The sequence below is a fragment of the Microcoleus asticus IPMA8 genome (genome assembly GCF_013179805.1).
Taxonomy (GTDB): Bacteria; Cyanobacteriota; Cyanobacteriia; order Cyanobacteriales; family Microcoleaceae; genus Microcoleus; species Microcoleus asticus.
Map to the genome: position 1 here is coordinate 1 of NZ_SRRZ01000043.1, position 23,892 is coordinate 23,892.

The 23,892-nt window shown below is 43.3% G+C and carries 9 protein-coding genes; 8 read left to right on the plus strand and 1 reads right to left on the minus strand.

The window, feature by feature from the left end; translation table 11 throughout:
• Positions 1-360 precede the first annotated feature (360 nt).
• A complete protein-coding gene (locus E5S67_RS13385) occupies positions 361-1,125 on the minus strand; it encodes a thioesterase II family protein (protein WP_172187939.1) in 765 nt (254 codons plus the stop codon).
• Between the two features lie 626 nt (positions 1,126-1,751).
• On the opposite strand from E5S67_RS13385, the gene E5S67_RS13390 reads away from it, so the two are divergent.
• The 8 genes from E5S67_RS13390 to E5S67_RS13425 all read left to right on the plus strand — a co-directional run bounded on the left by E5S67_RS13390 (position 1,752) and on the right by E5S67_RS13425 (position 23,890).
• Positions 1,752-1,982 carry an acyl carrier protein gene (locus E5S67_RS13390; RefSeq protein WP_172187941.1) on the plus strand — a complete coding sequence of 77 codons (231 nt, stop codon included), beginning with the start codon at positions 1,752-1,754 and terminating at the stop codon, positions 1,980-1,982.
• The gene (locus E5S67_RS13395) at positions 1,979-3,520 is read left to right on the plus strand and encodes a benzoate-CoA ligase family protein (RefSeq protein ID WP_172187943.1); all 1,542 of its coding nucleotides are present in this window, start codon (positions 1,979-1,981) and stop codon (positions 3,518-3,520) included. Before E5S67_RS13390 ends, E5S67_RS13395 begins: the two co-directional genes overlap by 4 nt.
• Positions 3,520-4,890: a salicylate synthase gene (locus E5S67_RS13400; RefSeq protein ID WP_246276773.1), complete on the plus strand. Its 1,371-nt coding sequence runs from the start codon at positions 3,520-3,522 to the stop codon at positions 4,888-4,890. The genes E5S67_RS13395 and E5S67_RS13400 overlap by 1 nt, the downstream gene beginning before the upstream one ends.
• Positions 4,891-4,961: 71 nt before the next feature.
• On the plus strand, positions 4,962-6,470 hold the full coding sequence (locus tag E5S67_RS13405) for a 3-oxoacyl-[acyl-carrier-protein] synthase III C-terminal domain-containing protein (protein WP_246276774.1): 1,509 nt from the start codon (positions 4,962-4,964) through the stop codon (positions 6,468-6,470).
• A 58-nt stretch (positions 6,471-6,528) separates the two neighbouring features.
• A complete protein-coding gene (locus E5S67_RS13410; RefSeq protein WP_172187947.1) occupies positions 6,529-9,999 on the plus strand; it encodes a non-ribosomal peptide synthetase in 3,471 nt (1,156 codons plus the stop codon).
• A gap of 129 nt (positions 10,000-10,128) precedes the next feature.
• Positions 10,129-14,868 (plus strand): type I polyketide synthase, encoded by a 4,740-nt coding sequence (locus E5S67_RS13415; protein ID WP_246276775.1) that lies wholly within the window; start codon positions 10,129-10,131, stop codon positions 14,866-14,868.
• The gene (locus E5S67_RS13420) at positions 14,865-19,142 is read left to right on the plus strand and encodes a non-ribosomal peptide synthetase (protein ID WP_172187950.1); all 4,278 of its coding nucleotides are present in this window, start codon (positions 14,865-14,867) and stop codon (positions 19,140-19,142) included. Before E5S67_RS13415 ends, E5S67_RS13420 begins: the two co-directional genes overlap by 4 nt.
• 53 nt (positions 19,143-19,195) lie before the next feature.
• Positions 19,196-23,890 carry a type I polyketide synthase gene (locus tag E5S67_RS13425; RefSeq protein WP_172187953.1) on the plus strand — a complete coding sequence of 1,565 codons (4,695 nt, stop codon included), beginning with the start codon at positions 19,196-19,198 and terminating at the stop codon, positions 23,888-23,890.
• The last annotated feature ends 2 nt before the right edge of the window (positions 23,891-23,892 follow it).

Consider the following 23,892-nt stretch of genomic DNA (forward strand, 5'->3'; position numbering starts at 1 on the left):
GGAACTTGTTTTTAATTGCTGAAATCACCAGTTTATAGGATTCGTATGTCTATTTTCAGAATCCTATCAAATAAGCATTCAACACTTCTGGCTATTGAGTTATGCGAGACGGCTTGTTTAGCCGCCTTTTTTTTAAGAAAAGATGTCAAATGGGTTCTATAGCGATTGAGACGATCGTCCGATCGATGCGGACTTAAGGACACAGGATGCGGGCGATCGTACTAATTGAGAATGGGGCAATATCCTCAGTTAAACGAAGAAGATTTAACGATCCAAGCCTTCGAGATTTCAACAGTTTGATGGCTGCTAAGCAGACTCAGCATAAACCTTGACAGGGCTGATATGACTGAGCCTACCAGTTCATGGGAGTTCAACTGCTGAAAGTAATTGTGAAAGGCGCTGTAGCAAAAGTGTTTGGGCTGAGTGCAGGTAGAAATGATCTCCGGGAAACATCTCCAGCGAAAAAGCAGAGTTTGTCTGCTTTCGCCATGCTTCTAGGTCTTCGATACCGACTTTCCAATCTTCTAAGCCACCAAAAGCAGCGATCGGACAATCTAACGGCGGTGACTGCGAGTAAGCGTAAGTTTCAACCACAGCAAAATCGGCTCGCAGAGTAGGAAGTAGCAGTTCCATCAGTTCGGCGTTTTCTAGCACGGCTTTGGGAGTTCCGTTATAACGGCACAATTCTCGTAAAAATTCTGGTTCTGGTAGAGCATGAATGGGCGGGTCGCGATCTGGAATTTGAGGAGCGCGATGTCCTGATACAAATAGGTGCAGTGGACTTTGGTTATACTCTTTGCGGAGTAGTCGCGCCAGTTCAAAGCTCACCAATGCGCCCATACTGTGACCGAAGAAAGCAAAAGGTTTGTTAAGGCTGCTCAGGATGGTAAGAGCAAGAGTATCAATTAGAGGCTCGATCTCGGTGAAGGGATTTTCCAGCAGTCGAAATCCACGTCCGGGAAGTTCGACCGGACAAACCTCTACATCTGACGGTAGGTTCCCTGGAAAAGCACGATAGCTCAAAGCCCCACCCCCGGCATAGTGGAAGCAGAATAGTCGTAACTTGGCTTCAGGATTGGGTTTGGGATAGGTAATCCAGGAGTTTGCAGTTATGGTAGCGTTCATAAATTAATACTGTTGAAAGACTTGACGCAGCAAGGGTTTGAGTTAATCTATCTCAAAAAAGATATGTGCGGGCGATGCCTGCGGCTGACTGCGCCTACGCGACTTTTTCCGGTTTGGATAACGGACAATAAGCAACTCTGGCGATTGCTACCTATAATTATTATCAATAATTCTGTCAAGAAGCTGCGATCCTTCTCAATGTTAAGGAGCCTCAACGCTTGCCTCATCAAGGTGACAGAGGCGTTGTCACTCCGTCAGCCTAAATAGATATTTCCGAAAAAGAATCTCAAACCCTTGCCCTGTATGAATAAAATCTAAATCTGGCCGAGGTCTAATACGTAACCGTTTGTTGCTCTTAATAAAACTTTACAAAACTTTCCTGATTAGGGCTTGCCAAGAATCGAGAATAGGTAATACAATTCATCTAGCTTATTGAAATGAGTTCTCAACAATCAAGCAAACGAAGTCAGTGTGGCTGATGTAGGCTGTTCTTGCCGTTAACGATCGGTTCGCTGAAAAGATCGACATTTTCAAGTGAAAGCCAGGAAAATTAAGTCAAAACATCACTACTATTTATTCCATGACAAGTCCAAAGGATCGTTTATTTCATGAGAAGTCAAAAGGCGATGGATACACTGAAGGAAATACTGGCTAATTTAGGTATTCCCGAAGAGTCCCTTCATCAAGACACTTTACTGCGCGAGAATTTACAACTTGACTCTGTTGAAACAGTACAAGTTGCGCTGGAATTGAAACGAAGATTGGGGGTTAACTTGAAACTTGGAACCCGCCAAGATATGACATTAGCTCAAATCTGTAATGAGATCGAAACGGCGATGCCAGCCGAACATAAATGAGTATTTCTGAAAAATTACCTAGCATCTTCAACGTTGCAGCTTACTTCTTGGAAAGCAATCTGGCACAAGAAGGACGTAGCGAGAAAGTAGCGTTTTACCATCAGGATCGGACTTATACTTATGCCCAATTAAACAGCTTTGTCCGCCGTACAGCTAGATTATTCTCCGAATTAGGATTGGCGCGAGAAAACCGGATAGCCATTCTTTTGTCAGACTCTCCAGAATCAGTATTTGCTTTCTGGGGAGCAATTTTCCTCGGTGCAGTACCAGTTCCGATCAATACGGCTTGTACGATCGATGACATCCACTATATCCTGCAAGATTCACGCGCCAAAGTCTTAGTGACTAACCAACAGTGGCAAGAAAAACTGACTCCCATCCAGTCTAAGTTCTTGCAAAATATTCTCCTTGCAGACGGAGAAAAACCATTTTTGTCTTTGCTGACTCAGCAGACAGACGAACAGTTACCTTACGCCGAGACATCTGGAGATGAACCTGCTTTTTGGCTTTACACTTCCGGTAGTACGGGCAAACCCAAAGGTGTAATTCACAACCACCAAAGCATGGTAGTTTGTGCAGAACTGTACGGTAAAGCTAAACTCGGTTTGCATCAAGATGACATCACCTATTCAGTAGCGAAGATGCCTTTTGCCTACGGTTTAGGGAATAGTTTATATATGCCGATGGCAGTTGGTGCAGCGACAATATTATCAGATGCCAATAATGCTTTTGATATTATTGCGGACATCGATCGCTACCGACCGACAATTTTGTTTGGCATACCCAGCATATATGCGAGCATTCTCTCAGTGCATGAAATTGCACCTCTAAATACTTCATCTTTAAGGTTGTGCTTATCAGCCGCCGAACAACTACCCAAAACCATTTGGTATAAGTGGCGAGACACTTACGGAATTGAGGTTTATGAGGGTATTGGTACGACGGAATTGCTGCATATCTTTCTGTCTAATGCAGAGGGAGAATGTCGTCCCGGCAGTTCTGGTCGTCCACTTTCCGGTTATGATGTGCGAGTGGTTGATGAAAAGGGTTTCCCAGTTCCGGCGGGGGAAATTGGCGACCTAGAGGTGAGTGGAGAAAGTCTCATGCTGGGGTATTGGAATCGCCTGCGGGAAACGCGACAAGCTCTTTACGGGAACGCAATGCGAACGGGGGATAAATATCTGCGGGATGCAGATGGTTATTTCTGGTTTATGGGACGTAAGGATGATTTCTTCAAAGTAAATGGGATGTGGGTATCGCCGTTTGAAGTGGAAGATGTCTTACTCCAGCACGAAGGAGTTCTTGATGCGGCGGTAGTGCCAGAATGCGATCGCGGCGAACAATTAACTGAGATTATCGCTTACGTCAGCCTTAAACCCGACTTTGAGAAATCTCCCGATTTAGAAGAGAAAATTCGACAATTAGCTAGGACTAGATTACCCCATTTTAAGGCTCCTAAAAAAATCCACTTTTTGGAAACATTACCGCGCACGCCCACCGGAAAAATTCATCGCAAATCATTGCTGAAAATGCCTTAATGTTTAACTCCCTTCACCCAAAAATTTACCCCATGTATCAGGTAGCGAGCAACTTATTAACTTACCACGAACTATTCATACCAGGTCAGAGAGATGCTCTGATTCTGTTGCAGAATCTATTAGATGCTGGGATTTTTTCCAAGTACGTAATGTACAAAAGTGAAAACGAAGTACGTATTGCTGGGAATGTTTTAGCGGAAATATCGGTAAGTTCTCACGATGTTTCGCTCGCTTTTATGGGTGAGATTAAGTCAGAACCGATTGTCGATCCGCTCAAGCAAGTAGAATCAGCCTTAGCATCTTTGCCGATCGAGAATTGGACTGCTTATGGTTACATCGGCTTTGATGTGGCTCGCTTCTACTACTCCTACTCCAAGGCAATTGAACAACCTCTGCTATATTTTTTAGTTCCAGAAATAGAACTTTTTATCGCTCCTAGAGGAGTTCATATCAGAAGCATCAAGTCGCCAACAAAAGTTCTAGAAGCGTTATCAATAAATAGCGAATTGAGAGACTATGTAGCGACACCACCAGTTGTAGATTTCGCCGATAGAGAACAGTATCAAAACCATGTAGGCGAGCTGATTCAAGCCATCCAAAGCGGCGATTTACATAAAGCGATTATTTCCCGATCCGTGAAAGTGAAAGCGGAGATGGATTTGCTGGGAACTTATGCTTTAGGAGCGAAAAACAACAACTCAGCGCGATCGTATTGTTTGCACGCTGGCGAAGTAAGTGCGGTAGGCTTCAGTCCTGAAATTTTAATGGAAGTTAATGCTGATGGCTTTGTAGTTACTAATCCATTGGCGGGAACTAGACCGAGATCGGAAAATTTGGAAGAAGATTTACAATTGGAAAGTGAGTTATTTACCGATGCTAAAGAGGTAAAGGAACACGCGCTTTCGATATGGCTGGCGCAAAGCGAGATGGCTGACGTTTGTCTACCAGAAACTCTTCGGATTTTTGACTTCATGCAGGTGAAGCAATACAGGTGCGTGCAGCATCTATCATCGCGAATTGGCGGTCAGCTAAAAGTAGAAAAAACTTTATGGGATGCTTTGAAAGTGTTATTTCCGGGTGTCACCGTATCCGGGATTGACAAACACAAAGCTCTCCAATGGATTGAGCGACTGGAAAAAGAACCGAGAGGAATTTATGCTGGGGGTATCGGTTGGGTTAATAGCAATGGCATGGCAGATATCGCGATCGCTATTCGCTCGGCTTATCAATATGGGGATTGGGTTTACTTAAATGCTGGTGCAGGAATTGTGGCCGAATCTATTCCCGAAAACGAGTATGTGGAGTCTGTTAACAAGATGAATACGATGTTAACAAATCTGGTTTTGAAATCTGCAAGTAAAGGTACGTAGTTGCGCTTCAGCGCTTCGGGAGGTCTAAAGCCCAACTACGTACCTAAGAATTACTCCTAGTTTTAATGGTTATGATGAATCCTTCAGTTGGTATTCGATCGCTTGCACTCAGTTTTCCCAGCCTCATTCGGACTAATGATTATTGGCTGGAAAAGTTCCCTCATTTGTTTGCTGTAACTTCGCAAAGAAGAACGAGGTTATCTCAGTCTAATGAATTCACCTCCGACGATGATGGATTCGCTATTTGGTCGCAAGAAGTAGCACCATATTTATCAGACCCTTTTCGGGGTAACGTCGAGCGACGGGTGCTGGGTGCAGGCGAGTCGTCGCTGATGCTGGAATGTCGCGCTGCTAGGGAGGCGCTGGATGCAGCAAAACTTTCTACTGATGAAGTGGAATTGGCGATCGTTGCTTCTATTTTTCCCGAACAACTGGTTCCTGGCAATGCCTCTTATCTCGCAGGTGAATTGCAATTGCAATGTCCGGCGTGGAATCTGGAATCGACTTGTTCGAGTGCGTTAGTTGCGCTGCAAAATGCGCGTGCGTTGGTGCAAACGGGAGAGTATCGCAATGTTTTGGTGGTTGTTTCTCACATTGAGTCTAACTCTGTAGATGAGGAAGATACTTTATCCTGGTCTATGGGAGACGCTGCTGGAGCTTTTGTGGTGGATTCGCTCAAACCCGATCGAGGAGTTTTGGGCACTAAAATAATTAACACTGCTGCTACTTGTGGTGCGTATTTACACGAACTGATAACAGACGCGCAAGGTAAGCCTGGAATGCGTACTCGGACGGGTGAGAACGCCAGCAGCTTCGCCGAAACCAGCGTCGAGTTCGTTCGTACTTGCTGTGAGGGGGCTGTGGCGGCGGCTGGCGTGACTCTCGAACAAATTGACTTTTTTGCCTTCAATACTCCGACAGCGTGGTATGCGAGGCTTTGTGCTAGGGCATTGGGCATCGCTCCAGAACGCACGATCGATCTTTATCCTTGGTATGCGAATATCGGTTCTGTATTTGCGATCGCTAATTTATATCATGCTGCTCTTGCAGGTAAAATTCGCGAAAATGATTTAGTTCTTGTTTACACCAACGGCGCGGCTGCAACTGCGGCTGCAACGGTAATGCGCTGGGGTGATGTAGCGCTAGGAACTGCTCCTGCTCCCCCAATTAATGTTAATCGAGAAGAAGAGAAGAGCGCAGTTAATCTTTTCGATGTCCAAAAAGCTGTTCTATCCAAGGAAAAACTATTCGCCGCTGCACCAAGAGAACAGCAGCAAATATTGGAAACTTATCTAATAGAATGGCTAACCAATTCTTTACAATTCCCTTTCGATAGTCTAACTCCGCAGCATTCTCTGGCTTTACTGCTTGATTCCTTAATGGCTTTTGAACTTAGGAGTCGGATCGAGACGGATCTACAAGTGCGAGTGCCAATAGAAAGATTTTTTGGGGACAACAATATAAGTCAATTAGCAGAACTGGTGCTTAATCAATTAGCTTTGGCGAACTTAACGGCATCAGAATCGGGTTTTGTTACCGAATTTAAAGCAGAGGAACAAAGGGAAATATTAAGTCTTTGAGAACCTCGAAGAAATAAACGCTCGTCAAGTGGTGCAATACTAACTTCCAGCTAAAAATATGAATTTACATTTACTTTTAAACACTTTATCTAACCAAGGCATAAAACTTTCTACCAATGGAAGTTCGCTAGAAATTGATGCGCCGAAAGGAGCAATTACTCCCGAATTGCGTAACTCATTAATTGAACATAAAGCAGAACTTATCCTGTTATTGCGCCAGAACAGCATGAGTGCGAGTTCTACTTCTTTACCAATAATTAAGCCAGCACCAGACTTGCGCTACGAACCTTTCCCCTTGACTGATATGCAGCACGCATTTTGGGTGGGTCGTAGTGGGGTGTTAGACTTAGGAAATGTCGCAAATCACGGTTACTACGAGATTGAATGTCATGCCTTAGACGTGGAAAGATTGAACGCGGCGTTGCCCAAATTAATCGATCGCCACGATATGCTGAGGGCAATAGTATTACCTGACGGTCAGCAACAAGTTCTCAAACAAGTTCCTGCATATCAAATGGAGGTTTTGGATCTGAGAGGACAGGAGAAAGAAGTTGTAATATCTGAGATTGAAACAATTCGCGATCGCCTATCCCATCAAGTTTTACCTGCCGATCAATGGCCTTTATTTGAGTTTAGAGCAACGCGGTTAAATGGGGATGTAGTTCGGCTGCATATCAGCTACGATTTGCAAGTATTTGATGCTTGGAGCTTGTTTCGGTTATTTGATGAGTGGTTTCAACTGTATCAAAATCCTGATGCGATATTGCCACCGTTAGAAATAACTTTTCGGGATTATGTTTTAGCAGAACAAGCGTTGCAAGATACGGAATTATATAAGCGATCGCACGAATATTGGTTGAGTCGTCTGGATACTCTATCTCTAGCACCGGACTTACCTCTCGCCAAAAATCCTAAAGAACTCAAAGAGCATCGCAACAGGCGCTACGAAAGCGGACTGGAACGAACTGATTGGCAACAGTTAAAGTTGCTATCTGCGCAAGCGGGTGTGACTCCTTCTGGGCTATTACTGGCAGCTTTTGCTGAAATTATCGCCCTTTGGAGTCAAAGCCAAAAATTTACAATTAATCTGGCTTTATTTAATCGTCTACCGCTACATCCTCAAGTTCATGACATCTTAGGAGACTTTACCTCCGTCACTCTTTTAGCAGTAGATAATGCCGCTTGTGAGTCGTTTATCGATCGAGCCATTCGCCTTCAGAAACAACTGTGGCAAGATTTAGAACATCGCTATTTTAGTGGAGTCAGTGTGACGCGGGAATTGGCTCGCCGCAGAGGAACAACTCCTAGCGCAATGCCAATTGTTTTTACTAGCACTCTCGGTTTCCGTTCTCTGGGACAAGAAACTTTAACGTTCAGTCATTTTGGCGAATTGGTATATGGAATTAGTCAAGCATCCCAAGCTTGGATGGATATTCAAGTTTGGGAAGAAAAAGAAGCATTGACATTTAATTGGGACGTAGTTGAAGAACTTTTCCCGGAAGGTGCGATCGCAGATATGTTTGAGGCATATTGCAGTTTGCTCAAGCAACTTGCTACGTCTGAATCTGCCTGGGTGGAAACGAAGCGGCAACTTTTACCTCCGGCGCAATTAGCGCAAAGGAATGCGATTAATGCCACAGATGCAGCGATTTCAGACGATCTACTGCATAGTTTATTTGCCGCGCAAGTCCGGGAGAGAGGAGGTGAAAAGGCGGTCATTTCATCCGCACGAACTCTAACTTATCAGGAATTATTCGAGCGATCGAATCAAGTCGGTCATCGACTGCGCCAATTAGGAGTTCTTCCCAATCGGTTAGTCGCCATAGTCATGGAAAAAGGATGGGAACAAATTGTTGCAGTTATGGGGATTTTAGCTTCCGGTGCTGCTTACGTTCCCATCGCTCCCGGATTACCTGAAGAACGTTTATCTTATCTGTTAGAGAATAGTGAAGTTCAGATAGTTCTAACTCAATCTCGGTTGAAAGAAAAGCTTACTTGGCGATCGGGAATTCAACTAATATGCGTAGATAATGAAGACTTAGCCCGAGAAAGCAAGCAAGCATTAAATCCAGTTCAAACACCCGACGATTTAGCTTATGTGATCTATACTTCTGGGACTACAGGATTGCCGAAAGGGGTGATGATTACTCATCGCAATGTGTCGAATGTTGTTGTTTATACGAATCAGCGTTTTAATGTTAGTTCGCAAGACCGAATTTTAGCTTTGACCGCTCTCAATCACGATTTGTCCGTTTACGATATCTTCGGTCTTTTGAGTGCTGGCGGCGCGATCGTTGTGCCGGATGCTGCTGCTGTCAAAGATCCCCGTCATTGGGTAGATTTAATGGTAAGAGAAGGGGTGACATTATGGAACTCTGTTCCGGCGATGATGGAGATGTTGGTAGATTACATGGAGGGTGAATCTGGAGCGCTACTAAAAAGTTTGCGATTGGCAATTTTAGGAGGAGATTGGCTGCCGATTTATTTGCCAAGTCGCATAAAATCTCTAGTACCAAATACCCAAATTCTCAGCATTGGCGGCCCGACTGAAACTACTATTTGGAATATTGGCTATCTCATTGAAAAAGTCCATCCAAATTGCAAGAGCATTCCCTACGGTCAACCGATGGCGAACTCGAAATATTATATTTTGAACGACGCTTTAGAAGACTGTCCGATGTGGGTTCCGGGACAAATGTACTGTGCTGGAGTGCAGTTGGCAAAAGGCTATTGGCGCAATGAAGAAAAGACTGGCGACAGTTTTATTACTCATCCGCGCACGGGAGAACGTCTGTATCGGACAGGAGATTTAGGTTGTTATCATCCTGATGGCAACATTGAATTTTTAGGACGAGTTGATTTCCAGATTAAGATTCGGGGACACCGCATTGAAGTGGGAGAAATTGAGGCTGCTTTGACACAGCATCCTAACGTGAAAGCTTCGGTAGTGGCAGCAATTGGGGAACAGCATAAACAGCAGTTGGTAGCATACCTGGTTTCCGACAGAAAACCAAACCCTACTATTGAAGAAGTTAGCGAATTTCTTAAAAAGAAGTTACCCGATTACATGATGCCATCAGCTTTTACATTTCTTGATGCTTTACCCCTTTCTGCTAATGGGAAAGTAGACCGTCGTGCTCTGCTTATTCAAGATAGTTTTTTCCAAAAAGTAGAAGTTGCTTACGTTCCCCCAAAAAGCGAAGTTGAACAAACAATTGCTACTGCTGTAAGAGAGATTTTGGAACTAGAGAAGGTAGGCATTAACGATAATTTCTTTGACTTGGGTGGCAATTCATTACTAATCACAAAATTTTACAGGAGGCTGCGAGATTTGCTGCCAAACATGGTACAATATATTGCATTGACTGATTTGTTTAAATACTCAACAATTAGTGCTTTAGCAAAGCACTTAAACCAAAAATCGGTCTCCTTATTGCACGAGCCAAAAGCTGAAGCGGAAGAGAAAATCCAACAAGGAAAAAATCGCCTCCAGCAAAGATTTCAAAAATCCAGGCTTATGAATCTTTGAAAGTTATTTACTCCACTTTAGGAGTAGAAAGATAAGCATTAACTTTATTTGTGGTTATGGATATTACATAAGTGCCGGGTTAAATTTTTACGACAGATGAACATAGATGTTGAGAGGAAATAGAAGCCGATGAGTTACGAAAAAAATGGATTAGAAATTGCGATCGTAGGTATGTCTGGAAGATTTCCAGGAAGTAAAAGCATTGATGACTTTTGGGAGAATTTGAAAGCTGGGGTGAATTTAACTTCAACCTTTCCAAATCCAAGACCAAGTAAATTAGCCGATGGCACAACAAAAGTAGGCTCTATTCTCGATAATATAGAACTATTCGATGCTTCTTTCTTTGGCTTTAATCCTAGAGAAGCAGAAACGATGGACCCCCAACACAAAATGTTTTTAGAGTGTGCTTGGGAAGCGCTGGAAAATGCTGGCTATGACTCTGAAATCGAACAAAGACCGATCGGAGTTTATGCGGGAACGGGAATTAGCACTTACTTGCTTTATAACCTTCATCCCAACCGAGAATTGATGGATTCAATGAGTTTCTTACAAACTCTGGTTGGAGTCGATAAGGATTACGTTCCCACTCGCGTATCCTACAAATTGAATCTGAAAGGGCCGAGTGTTAGTGTAGGAACAGCTTGTTCTAGTTCATTAGTGGCAGTTCATTTAGCTTGTCAAAGCTTATTAAGCGGCGAATGCGATATGGCTTTGGCGGCTGGTGTTGCTGTCAAAGTTCCTCAAAACGAACTAACACTATCGCCAGAAGGAATTATTTCTCCTGATGGCAAGTGCAGAGCTTTTGATGCCAAAGCAAACGGTACAATTGGCGGTAATGGGATTGGTGTTGTTGTTCTCAAGCGGTTGGATGATGCGATCGCAGAGAGAGATTGCATTTATGCTGTTATTAAAGGATCGGCTATTAATAATGATGGTGGATTAAAAGTTGGCTATACTGCTCCCAGTGAAGAGGGTCAATCGAAGGTAATTCGATCGGCTCAAATTATGGCGGAAGTTGAGCCAGAAACAATCAGTTATATAGAAGCTCACGGAACCGGAACTCCTTTAGGCGATCCGATCGAAATCGCGGCGCTGACACAAGCTTTTCGAGCCAATTCTGATCAGAAAGGTTACTGTGCGATCGGCTCGGTCAAAACAAATGTCGGGCATTTAGATGCGGCGGCTGGAATTGTAGGTTTAATTAAAACTATTTTGGCACTGCATCACAAATTACTGCCTCCCAGTATCAATTTTGAGACACCAAATCCGCAGATAGACTTTGAGAATAGTCCGTTTTATGTCAACAGTAAACTTTCGGAATGGAAAGCTAGCGGTAATCCTCGCCGTGCTGGAGTGAGTTCTTTTGGGATTGGCGGTACTAATGCTCATCTAATTCTCGAAGAAGCTCCTACACCAGAAGCGTCTAGTCCTTCTCGCGCCCAACAATTATTAATACTGTCAGCTAAAACTAATTCGGGATTAGAAACAGCTACAGCTAATTTAGTTAACTATTTAGAGAAGGATTCCGATGTCAATCTTGCCGATGTAGCTTACACCCTGCAAGTCGGTCGTCGAGCATTCAATTATCGCCGGACGATCGTAGCAGAGAACGTTGAGGATGCAGTAAAAACTCTCACATCGAACAATCCCCAGCGAGTATTTACTAATTTTATCGAATCAAGCGATCGCGCCGTCGTTTTCATGTTTACAGGACAAGGCTCGCAATATGTCAATATGGCGCGGGAACTTTATCAGAGCGAATTAATATTTCGAGAAGAGTGCGATCGCTGTTTTCAATTACTTCAACCTCATTTAGGGTTAGATTTGGGTATGTTGATTTACCCAAGTAAGGAAGAAACCGAAAAAGCAACGCAACAATTACAGCAAACTGCTATTACTCAACCCGCGCTATTTGTTATTGAATACGCACTCGCCAAATTATTGATATCCTGGGGAATACAACCCCAATCGATCATCGGTCACAGTATTGGCGAATATGTAGCAGCTTGTATCGGTGGCGTGTTCTCTCTCGAAGATGCTTTGTCGCTGGTAGCTACTCGCGGAAAAATGATGCAGCAATTACCTTATGGGACGATGATTTCTGTAAGCTTATCTGCGGAAAAAGTTCAATTATTTTTGAATGAAAACCTATTTCTAGCCGCCAGTAATAGTCCATCTTTGAGCGTGGTTTCAGGAACGATAGAAGCGGTAGAAAACCTCGAACGTCAACTAGCAGAAAAGGGTATAGAATATCGCCAATTGCATACCTCTCATGCGTTTCATTCCGCAATGATGGATTCGATAATCGAACCGTTTGTGCTAGCACTTAAAAAAGTAAAATTCACTCCTCCTCAAATTCCCTTTATCTCCAACCTTACTGGTACTTGGATTACCGCTGCTGAAGCTATCGATCCGAATTATTGGGCGCGACATTTGCGGGAAACCGTGCGATTTTCTGAAGGAATTGCCGAATTAATTAAAGATTCTCAACTCATTTTCCTCGAAGTTGGGCCGGGAAGAACATTAACTACGCTGGCTAAACAGCAAGCATCTGGACGAATCGTACTTTCTTCGCTTCCTCATCCCAAGGATCAAGAGTCAGATTCAGGATTTTTACTGAATACTCTGGGTAAACTTTGGCTAGCAGGAGTGCGGGTAGATTGGTCGGGATTTTATGCAAGTGAAAAACGCGATCGCATCCCCTTACCAACTTATCCTTTTGAGCGCCAACGTTATTGGATAGATCCACCAGCAGAATCAGGTACTAATCCTCAAGTAAAGTTGGATCGAAAACCAGATATTGCAGATTGGTTTTATATTCCCTCGTGGAAACGTTCTCTTCTCTCAACGCATAAATCGAATACCGTGCAAGTTCAGTCATGCTATCTGGTATTTATCGATGAATGCGGTTTGGGTGTTGAATTATTGAAACGATTGGAGCGGCAAAATCAAGAAGTAATCACAGTCAAAATCGGGTCAGAATTTGCCAAATTTGGGGAAGATGTATACACTATCAATCCTCAACAACCCAATGACTACAAGGCTTTGGTTAAAGCACTTTTTGGCAGAGAGAATATTCCCAAAACGATCGCGCATTTGTGGACTATTACGGGCGAAACTCAAAAATCGGGCTGGGAATGGATTGACAGAGCGCAAGAAACAGGATTTTATAGTCTACTATTTCTAGCGCAAGCTTTGGGGGATGAGAATTTAACTAATGAGTTGCCAATTGTGGTTTTTTCTAATAACCTACAGGAAGTAACTGGAGATGAATTGCTCTGTCCAGAAAAAGCAACTTTGCTGGGAACAGTGAAAGCGATCGCGCAAGAATATCCAAATATCAATTGTCGCAGCATTGATGTTGTGCTTCCATCTTCGGGAAGTTGGCAAGAAAAACTCCTAGACCAACTATTGACAGAGATCGTAGCTGACAACCCCAAATCTAATGATGCGATCGTTGCTTATCGGGGCAATAATCGCTGGTTACAAACTTTTGAGCCAGTTCAACTAAATGAAGCACTAGAAGAAACACCAGTTTTGAGGGAAGGAGGAGTTTATTTAATTACAGGTGGACTGGGAGGAATTGGTCTTGTTTTAGCAGAAAATTTGGCGAAAACAGTCAGAGCAAAACTGGTTTTAGTAGGACGTTCTGCGTTTCCCGATCGCAACGAGCGATCGCAATGGTTAGCTACACACGATGACCAAGATACCATTAGTCGCAAGATTCGCAAATTACTCGAATTTGAAGAGTCTGGTGCAGAGGTTTTGGTAGCTACCGCTGATGTTACTAATTTAGAACAAATGCAGGTTGCGATCGAGATTGCTCAAAAACAATTCGGTCATATCGATGGCGTTATTCACGCTGCTGGAGTCCCTGGAGGCGGTATAATTCAACGCAAAACGCGGGAGGAAGCTGAACGTATTTTAGCTCCTAAAGTAAAAGGTACTTTGGTGCTCGATCTTCTACTCAAAGATGTCGAGTTAGATTTCTTTGTTTTGTTCTCTTCTCTCGCTTCGGTGATAGGCGGAGTTGGACAGGTGGATTATGCGGGAGCTAATGCTTTTCTGGATGCTTTTTCTCACTATAAAATCTCCACAAATGGCACGTTCACCACTTGTATTAACTGGGATGCTTGGCAAGAAGTGGGCATGGCTGCTGAAGAGGTGAAACAGTTCGAGCGAAATCAAGTATTTCCAATTTCGGAAATAGTTGGCGCCTTTGAATACATGACAGCAGCCAAAGATATTAGCAAAATTGCGATCCCCTGGCATGATAAAAGGGAAGCGGAAGAGGTAAAATATAATGTATTAGCTTCTCCCAATCCCCAGTTTCCTGCAAAAGGATTGCCAACAAAATTTATCGAAGATGGATTATTACCGTCAGAAGGTATTAACGTTTTCCGACGAATTTTAGAGAGTAAATTGCCCCAAATTTTAGTATCGACCCGCGATTTGATGACCTTAATCGAGCGGCATAATTCGCATAGCATACTAAGTTTCTCAGAAACCGGAGAAACGACTAATTTATCCCAAGCAACACACCCTCGACCCGAATTAAGCAATGCTTATATTGCTCCCCTCAACGAGCTCGAAGAAACGATCGCTAACATTTGGCAAAAGTTTCTAGGTGTTAAGCAAGTGGGTATCCATGACAACTTTTTTGAATTAGGCGGACATTCCTTGTTAGCCACCCAAGTTATTGCTCAGATGCGCCTAGCCATCAAGATGGATTTGCCGTTAAGCATCCTGTTTGATGCACCCACTGTAGCCGATATTTCCCAGTACATCGAGAAGATTCGTTTGACTACTGAAAAATTCCAAGCGCCTATTAATACTGAATTAGATGACAGAATGGAGATCGAATTATGAAACAATCAATTGACGAATTTTTATTCAACCTCAGCGAACTTGGTATCAAACTTTGGGTAGATAACGATCGCCTGCGCTGCAATGCTCCGAAGGAAATTTTGACACCTGCGTTGCGCGAACAATTGACCGATCGCAAAACTGAAATCCTGACATTTCTAAATAAATTTAGCGAACATTCCAGCATTCAAGACCAAACATTGCCTTTGATTTCACCAGACCTAAAAAATCGGTATCAGCCTTTCCCGCTCAACGATATGCAGCAGGCTTACTGGATCGGTAGAACGGATTCTTTTGATATGGGGAATGTGTCGATCCACAGCTATACAGAAATCGAGATCGTCGATCTAAATATAGATCGATTAAATTTAGCTTGGCAGCAGTTAATTAACCGTCACGATATGCTGCGAGCGATTGTTTTGCCGGATGGACAGCAGCAAATTTTGCCGCAAGTACCGCCTTATAAAATTCAGGTATTAGATCTGCGGGGAAAAGACGCTGAGGCTGTAGCTTTTCAAATAGAAATGATTCGCGATCGCCTTTCCCACCAAATATTACCTCTCGAACAGTGGCCTCAATTTGAAATCGTCGCATCTCAATCAGAGGAAAATAGCAGCAGGCTTCATATCAGCATCGATGGCTGGTGTCTTGATGGTAGGAGTTTACAGCTTTTATTCCGAGAGTTAAAAGAACTCTACGAAGCTCCCGATCGCTTCCCCTCAACCCTAGAACTTTCATTCCGAGACTACGTTTTAGCTGTGATAGATCTCGAAAATTCACCCCTCTATCAAAAATCTTTAAAATATTGGCTATCTCGTATCCCCACGTTACCACCAGCACCGGAATTACCCCTAGCACAAAATCCCAGCAATCTCAAAAACCCTCGATTTGTTAGTCTCAAATACAAAATAGAATCTCAAGCGGTACAAAGACTAACAAATCGAGCTGCTAAAGGAAGTTTAACCTTAGCTGGCACATTGCTTGCCGTCTATGCGGAAGTGATAGGACGGTGGAGTAAAAACCAGAGATTTACTATCAACGTGCCGCGATTCAATCGCCTACCATTGCATCCTCAAGTCTACGATATTATGGGAGAATTGGTATCATTTACTCTCCTAGAAATAGACAACTCAGGAAATGAATCATTTGAAGTGCGATCGCAGCGCATTCAGTCGCAACTTTGGCAGGATTTAGAACACGACTATGTAACTGGCGTGCGAGTCCTGCGGGAATTAGCTAAGGTTCAAGGCAAGGCGGGAGGAGTCGCAATGCCGATCGTATTTACGACTACTCCTCAAGATGTGGATGGTAATAATGCGATCGGAGATATTCCTCTGGGAAAAGTGGTTTATAACGTCTACCAAACACCGCAAATTTGGATAGATAATATCTATTTCGTGGAGTCGGATGGCTCTCTAACCTACACTTGGCAAGTCGTAGACGAACTATTCCCAGAAGGGATGATCGATGATATGTTCGACGCAGCTTGTAGTCTCCTGCAACGCTTAGCTGATGAAGAAAACACTTGGCAAGAAACAGCGCCGCAATTAATACCACCCGCACAATTAGAACAACGCGCAGCCATCAACAATACTGCGGCTGAATTATCAGATACGTTACTCCACAGTTTGTTTGCAACTCAAGTTAAACAGCGACCAGAAAAAACGGCTGTGGTAACTTCCACTAGCAGCTTAACCTATCAGGAATTATTCGAGCGCTCGAATCAAGTCGGTCATCGACTGCGCCAATTAGGAGTTCTTCCCGGTCGGTTAGTCGCCATAGTCATGGAGAAAGGATGGGAACAAATTGTTGCAGTTATGGGCATTTTAGCTTCCGGTGCTGCTTACGTTCCCATTGACCCAGGATTGCCGGAAGAACGCTTGTTTTATCTCTTAGAAAATAGCCAAGTTGAAATTGTTTTGACTCAATCTAGGTTAAAAGAAAAACTTACTTGGCGTGAAGGAATTCAACTACTCTGTTTAGACAATGAAGACTTAGCAAAAGAAAGCAAACAAGCATTAAATCCTGTTCAAAAACCCGACGATTTAGCTTATGTAATTTACACCTCTGGTTCCACAGGCAAACCCAAAGGCGTGATGATTACTCATCGCAACGTGGTGAATGTGGTTATCCACACCAATAGACGCTTTAATGTCAGTTACCAAGACTCTGTCCTAGCTGTAACCGCGCTCAATCACGACTTATCTGTTTACGACATTTTTGGTCTTTTAAGTGCTGGAGCTAGCATTGTCATGCCAGATGCTGAAGCGGTAAAAGATCCATCGCGCTGGGTAGATTTAATGGTGCGAGAAAAAGTGACTTTATGGAATTCAGTCCCGGCGATGATGGAGATGTTAGTTAGTTATGTCGAACAGCAATCGGCAACTATTCCTTTAAGTTTGCGTTTGGCAATTTTGGGTGGAGATTGGCTACCGATTTCTTTGCCAGAACGACTAAAATCTTTACTGTCAAATATCCAAATCCTCAGTATTGGTGGTCCGACTGAAACTACAATTTGGAACATCGGTTATCTCATCGAACAGGCCGATCCAAACTGGAAGAGTATCCCTTACGGTCAACCGATGGCTAACGCCAAATATTACATTTTGAACGAATCTTTAGAAGATTGTCCGGTGTGGGTTCCCGGTCAAATGTATTGCGCTGGCGTACAATTAGCAAAAGGTTACTGGCAGGATGAAGAAAAGACTAAAACTAATTTCATCACTCATCCGCGCACGGGAGAACGGATTTATCGCACGGGAGATTTAGGTCGCTATTTACCAGATAGCAACATCGAGTTTTTAGGACGAGTAGATTTCCAGATCAAGATTCGAGGACAGCGCATTGAGACCGGAGAAATCGAAGCGGCTTTAACCCAACATCCCAATGTAAAAGCTTCTGTAGTTACAGTTGTGGGTAACGAGTCTAACCAACAGCGCTTGGTCGCTTACATCGTCCCCAAACAGAAAATTTCTACCGAAAATAAGCTGGCTGAAGCTTATGAGCCGGGTCAACTTGAAGGAGTATTAATCGATCCGGCAGAACGCGTTGAATTTAAGTTCAAACAACTAGGACTGCGACAGCTTCAACCCACTCAACCCAGTATTGAGTTGCCAAAACCTGAGTTGGATGAAATTATGAACCAGGCTTATTTGCAGCGTCAAAGTTATCGGCAATTTTTAGATAAAGCCATTTCTTTGAAACAGTTAGGTGAGTTTTTAAGCTGCCTGCTACCAATAACGCTGGATAGTTCCCCTTTACCTAAATATCGCTATGCTTCCGCTGGTGGTCTCTACCCCGTGCAGGCATATTTGTATGTTAAACCCAACCGAGTGGAAGGGTTAGAAAGTGGATTTTACTATTACAATCCTACTTACCACCGTTTGGTATTTGTGAGTGCTGCTAGTAATATTAACAGCAGGATCTATCAAAAAAATCAGCTAATTTTTGAGGAATCGGCTTTTTCTATATTTTTGATCGGGCAACTGAGTGCGATCGCGCCGATGTATGGAGAAGTGACGCGAGATTTTTGTATGTTGGAGGCGGGTTATATCAGTCAGTTACTGATGGAAACCGCGCCAAAATATGAAATTGGTTTGTGTCCTATTGGTTCGATAGAATTTGACCAATTGCAAGATTTATTGGCACTCGAATCCAGTCAAATTTTACTTCACAACATGGTAGGCGGAGGAATAGATCCAAGTTGGACTCAGCAGTGGTTGGAGGAAAAACCTGCAACATTTCAGAACGATCGGTCAGAATCATTAACTGATGAACTACGCGATTTCTTGCAGCAGAAACTTCCCGAATATATGGTACCTTCTGGTTATGTGCTACTAGACGACTTACCATTAACACGGAATGGTAAAGTCGATCGCCTCGCCTTGTCTGCGCTAGAGAGTCTGCTTCCCCAGCAGAGTGCGGCTTACGTTGAGCCAGTAACTGATTCCGAACAACTAATTGCAGGGGTTTGGCAACAGCTACTTCAACTCGAAAAAGTGGGAATTCATGACAATTTCTTTGAGTTGGGGGGTAATTCGTTACTCATGGTCAAGACTCAACTCAAATTGCAAGAAATATTGGGTAAAAAAATACCGATAGTTGATATGTTTAAAGCCCCAACTATTTCTTCTTTGCTCAAATATTTAAATCAAAATGAAACTACAAAAACCTCGACAGAACAAGGTCAAGAGCGAGGATCAATACGGAGCGACCGCCAAACTTTACGAGGTCAACAACAACAATCGAGACAGAAGCATCGGGGGAGGAAAAATTAGATTTTGGAGTTGCGATTTTACATTATCAATGATAAATAAGAAAGGAGGTTAAGATGAGTGAAGTGCATTTACAGAATGATATGAATGGGTCGGAAATAGCCATTATCGGAATGGCAGGTCGTTTCCCTGGCGCAAAAGATCTCGAGGTTTTCTGGCAGAATCTGCGAGATGGTGTAGAGTCAATTGCATTTTTTTCAGATGAAGAACTACTCTCTTCAGGTGTAGACTCAACTTTGCTGAACAACCCTAATTACGTTAAAGCTAATGCTGTCCTGGCAGGCGTTGAAGGATTTGATGCTGAGTTTTTCGGCTTCAGTCCGAAAGAAGCTGAAATTTTAGATCCCCAACATCGATTATTTATGGAATCTGCTTGGGAAGCACTAGAAAATGCAGGTTACAATTCGGAAACTTACCCAGGTTCGATCGGTGTTTACGCAGGTTCAGAAACTAACACTTACCTGCTCAACAATATCTATCCTAATTTTGGTCTATCAGATTTACAAACGCTGCTAGGAAATGATAAAGATTATCTATCTTCCAGAGTTTCTTATAAATTGAACCTCAAAGGGCCGAGTGTCAGCGTTCAAACCGCCTGTTCTACTTCACTGGTGGCTATTCATATCGCTTGCCAAAGTTTATTGAATGGCGAATGCGATATATCTTTGGCGGGTGGCGTTGCAGTTCGCGTTCCACAGAAGGTTGGGTATTTGTCTCAAGAGGGATTTGCTTCTCCCGACGGACATTGCCGATCCTTTGATGCTAAAGCGCGGGGAAGTATTTTCGGTAGCGGTGTAGGGGTTGTGGTGCTCAAGCGGTTAGATGATGCGATCGCAGATGGAGATTCCATTCATGCAATTATCAAAGGTTCGGCAATTAATAATGACGGCGCGTTGAAAGCTGGCTATACTGCTCCCAGTCCAGATGGTCAATCAGCAGTGATTTCCGAAGCTCAAGCGATCGCGGGAATTGAACCGGAAACAATAAATTATATTGAAGCTCACGGAAGCGCAACACCTTTAGGAGATCCGATCGAAATTGCTGCGCTAAACCAAGTTTTTCAAAGTCGTACTACACAAAAATCTTTCTGTGCAGTTGGTTCCGTTAAAACTAATTTCGGACATCTCGGTGCTGCTGCTGGCGTAGCAGGTTTAATTAAAACAGTTTTAGCGATCGAACATCAGTTAATTCCACCAAGTTTGCATTTTGAAGAACCCAATTCCAAGATTGATTTTGCTAACAGTCCTTTTTACGTCAACACCAAACTTTCACAGTGGGAAACGCACCAAAATCCTTGCCGTGCTGGGGTTAGTTCTTTAGGAATTGGAGGTACAAATGCTCACGTAATTCTCGAAGAAGCGCCGCCTGCTCAAACTTCTGAAACGTCTCGGACTTGGCAATTACTAATGTTATCTGCCAAAACTAACTCAGCTTTGGAAACGGCGACGGCAAATTTAGCCGAACACTTAAAACAGCATCCCAACATCAACTTAGCTGATGTCGCTTACACCTTGCAAGTAGGTCGTAGATCTTTTGAGCATCGGCGAACGGTGGTTTGCAAAGATATTCAAGATGCGATCGCAGCACTTCAAAATCCCAAACGAGTTCTCAATAATATTCAGGATGGAATCGAACGTCCAGTCGCTTTTATATTTACAGGACTGGGAACTCAATATGTCAACATGGGTTGGGAATTATACCAAGTTGAACCGACATTTCAAGAGACAGTCGATCGCTGTTGCGAATTTCTCATACCTCTGCTTGGTTGGGATTTACGAGATGTAATGTATCGCGAGCGCAACGAGCCGAAAACTACCTCTCCATCAGGTTTAGATCTGCGAAAAATGCTCGGTCGCGGCGAACAAAAGGTAGATGAAACTACTCAAAAACTAAATGAAACTCGTCTCACTCAACCCGCTATTTTTGTTGTCGAATATGCTTTAGCTCAGTTGTGGATTTCCTGGGGAATTCATCCTGTGGCGACGATCGGTTACAGCATCGGCGAATATGTCGCCGCAACGCTAGCAGAAGTGTTATCTCTAGAAGATGCTCTTACTCTCGTCGCCAAAAGAGCGCAGATGATTCAAGAGTTACCAAGTGGAGCGATGTTGGCGGTTCCTTTGGGTGAGGAAAAGGTACGTCCTTTGCTGAATAAAAACCTTTCTTTATCGGCAATTAATGGTTCTGCTTTTTGCGTAGTAGCGGGAACTACAAACGCTATAGATGAATTGGCTGCTCAACTAACTGAAAAAGGTTTAGCTTGTCGGCGCTTGCAAAGTTCCCATGCTTTCCATTCTCAGATGATGGAAGCGATCGCTCAACCATTCACCGAATTAGTGAAAACCGTTAATCTGCAAGCACCAAAAATTCCTTATATATCTAACGTTACGGGAACTTGGATTACCGCAGAACTTGTTACAGATCCTAATTATTGGACTCAGCATTTGTGTCAACCCGTGTTATTTGCTGATGGGATGCAAGAGTTGTGGAAAAAACACAAACCGATTCTATTAGAAGTCGGGCCGGGACAGACGCTGTGCAGCTTGGCGTTACAGTGTTTAGAAAATGTTGCGATCGCGGATAAAGTCGCGTTACCCTCGCTGCGAGATGCTTACAATCAACAGTCAGATTTGGCTTTCTTGTTCAATACTTTGGGTCAGCTTTGGCTTTCAGGAGTCAAGATAGATTGGTCGGGATTTTATACTAGCGATCGCCGTTCTCGAATTCCATTACCGACTTATCCGTTCGAGCGTCAACGTTATTGGATCGAACCTCCAAAAAATACCCAAAATGTTAATCTGAACCAAGGAGCGCTAGAACAAAAGCTTAAGATTGCCGACTGGTTTTACATTCCTTCATGGAAACAAGTTGCACCACCGGGATCTTTTGAACCGAGTAAATTAATAGCTCAAAAGCAATGCTGGCTTGTATTTATTGATGCTTGCGGTGTAGGAGCGCAAATTGTAGAACGACTAGAAAGAGAGAATCAAGATGTAATAGTTGTGCGGGTCGGAGAGAAATTTAGCCAACTCAGAGAGCGGGAATACACGATCGCTCCTCAAAATAGAGATGACTATAACGCCCTAATAAAAGCCCTTGGTGCTTTAAATAAAATTCCCAAAACCATCGCTCATCTGTGGAACATAACATCGAACGATCGCATACATTCAGCACTTGAGGAGTTAGAAGAGACTCAAGTTTTTGGCTTCTACAGTCTGCTTTTTCTGGCGCAGGCACTGGGAGAACAAAATCTTACTGACTCTCTCCAAATCGCTGTCATATCCAATAATCTACAGGAGTTAACTGACGAAGACGAGTTGTACCCAGAAAAGGCAACTCTTTTAGGCCCATGTAAAGTTATTCCCCAGGAATATTCAAATATCACCTGTCGTAGCATTGATATTACTGTGCCCCGATCGGGTACTAAGCAATGGGAACAACTGATAGATCGACTGTTGGCAGAATTAGCTGTTGAGCTATCTTATCCGGTCATTGCTTATCGCGGGAATCGTCGATGGGTGCAGTGTTTTGAGCCGCTACCAGTGAAAGATAAAACCTTACGCACAGCCAAGTTACGGCAAGGAGGAGTTTATATTATCACAGGTGGATTGGGTGGAATTGGACTCGCGATCGCCGAACATTTGGCAAAGACAACTCAAGCCAAGTTAGTGCTAATTGGACGTTCGGGATTACCGCCGAAAGCTGAGTGGGAGGAATGGTTATCAAACCATGATGAGCAACATCTACTGAGTACAAAAATCAAGAAAGTTCAGCTTCTAGAGGAATTGGGCGCAGAAGTTCTTGTTATCAAAGCAGATGTTGCCAACCTCGAACAAATGCAAGCGATGGTCAAGCAAGTATGCGATCGCTTCGGGGACATTCATGGAGCAATTCACGCAGCCGGAGTCCCAGGTGCAGGTCTTGTTCAACTGAAAACGACCGAATTGGCAAACAGTGTTCTTGAGCCTAAGATGAAGGGAACACTGGTATTAGATGCTGTATTGAAGGATCTAAAGCTAGATTTTTTGGTTTTATTTTCTTCATTCACTTCAATTTATGGTGGATTTGGTCAAGTAGATTACTGCGCCGCTAATGCTTTTCTTGATGCCTTTGCCCATTACAATTTTTCTCGCCATCAAGTGCTTACTGTCTCAATTAATTGGGATTGGTGGCAATGGGATAGCTGGCAAGATGCACTGCTGTCATTTGAGCCACAGATGCAAGCTAGCTTTAAGCAAATGCGAGAGAAATACGGCATAACGTTTCAAGAAGGTATAGAGGCGTTAAGTCACATTCTGTCTTGTCAGCTCCCTCAAGTAGTGGTATCAACGCGAAATCTCCAGGCTGTAATTGAGCAGCACGAGGATTTTGATTTAACCACTTTACTGGAAAAATCACAGAAGTCTCGCCCCGAATCAATTCACTCACGACCTAACTTAAAAACTGCCTATGTTTCACCTAGCAATGATACTGAGTACAGAATTGCTGGCATTTATCAAGAGTTGCTGGGAATCGATCGCGTCGGCATAAATGACAGCTTTTTCGACTTAGGCGGTAACTCTTTAATCGGGATTCAGTTAATTTCTCGGCTTCGACAAGACTTCCAGATAGAAATATCTATTCCTTCGCTTTTTCAGTCACCATCTGTAGCTGAATTAGCTTTTGTTATTGAGGAAATCATCATCAACGAATTAGAAAAATTAACTGAAGATGAAGTTCGCGAACTTGTACCAGTTAATTCCATGATATGACC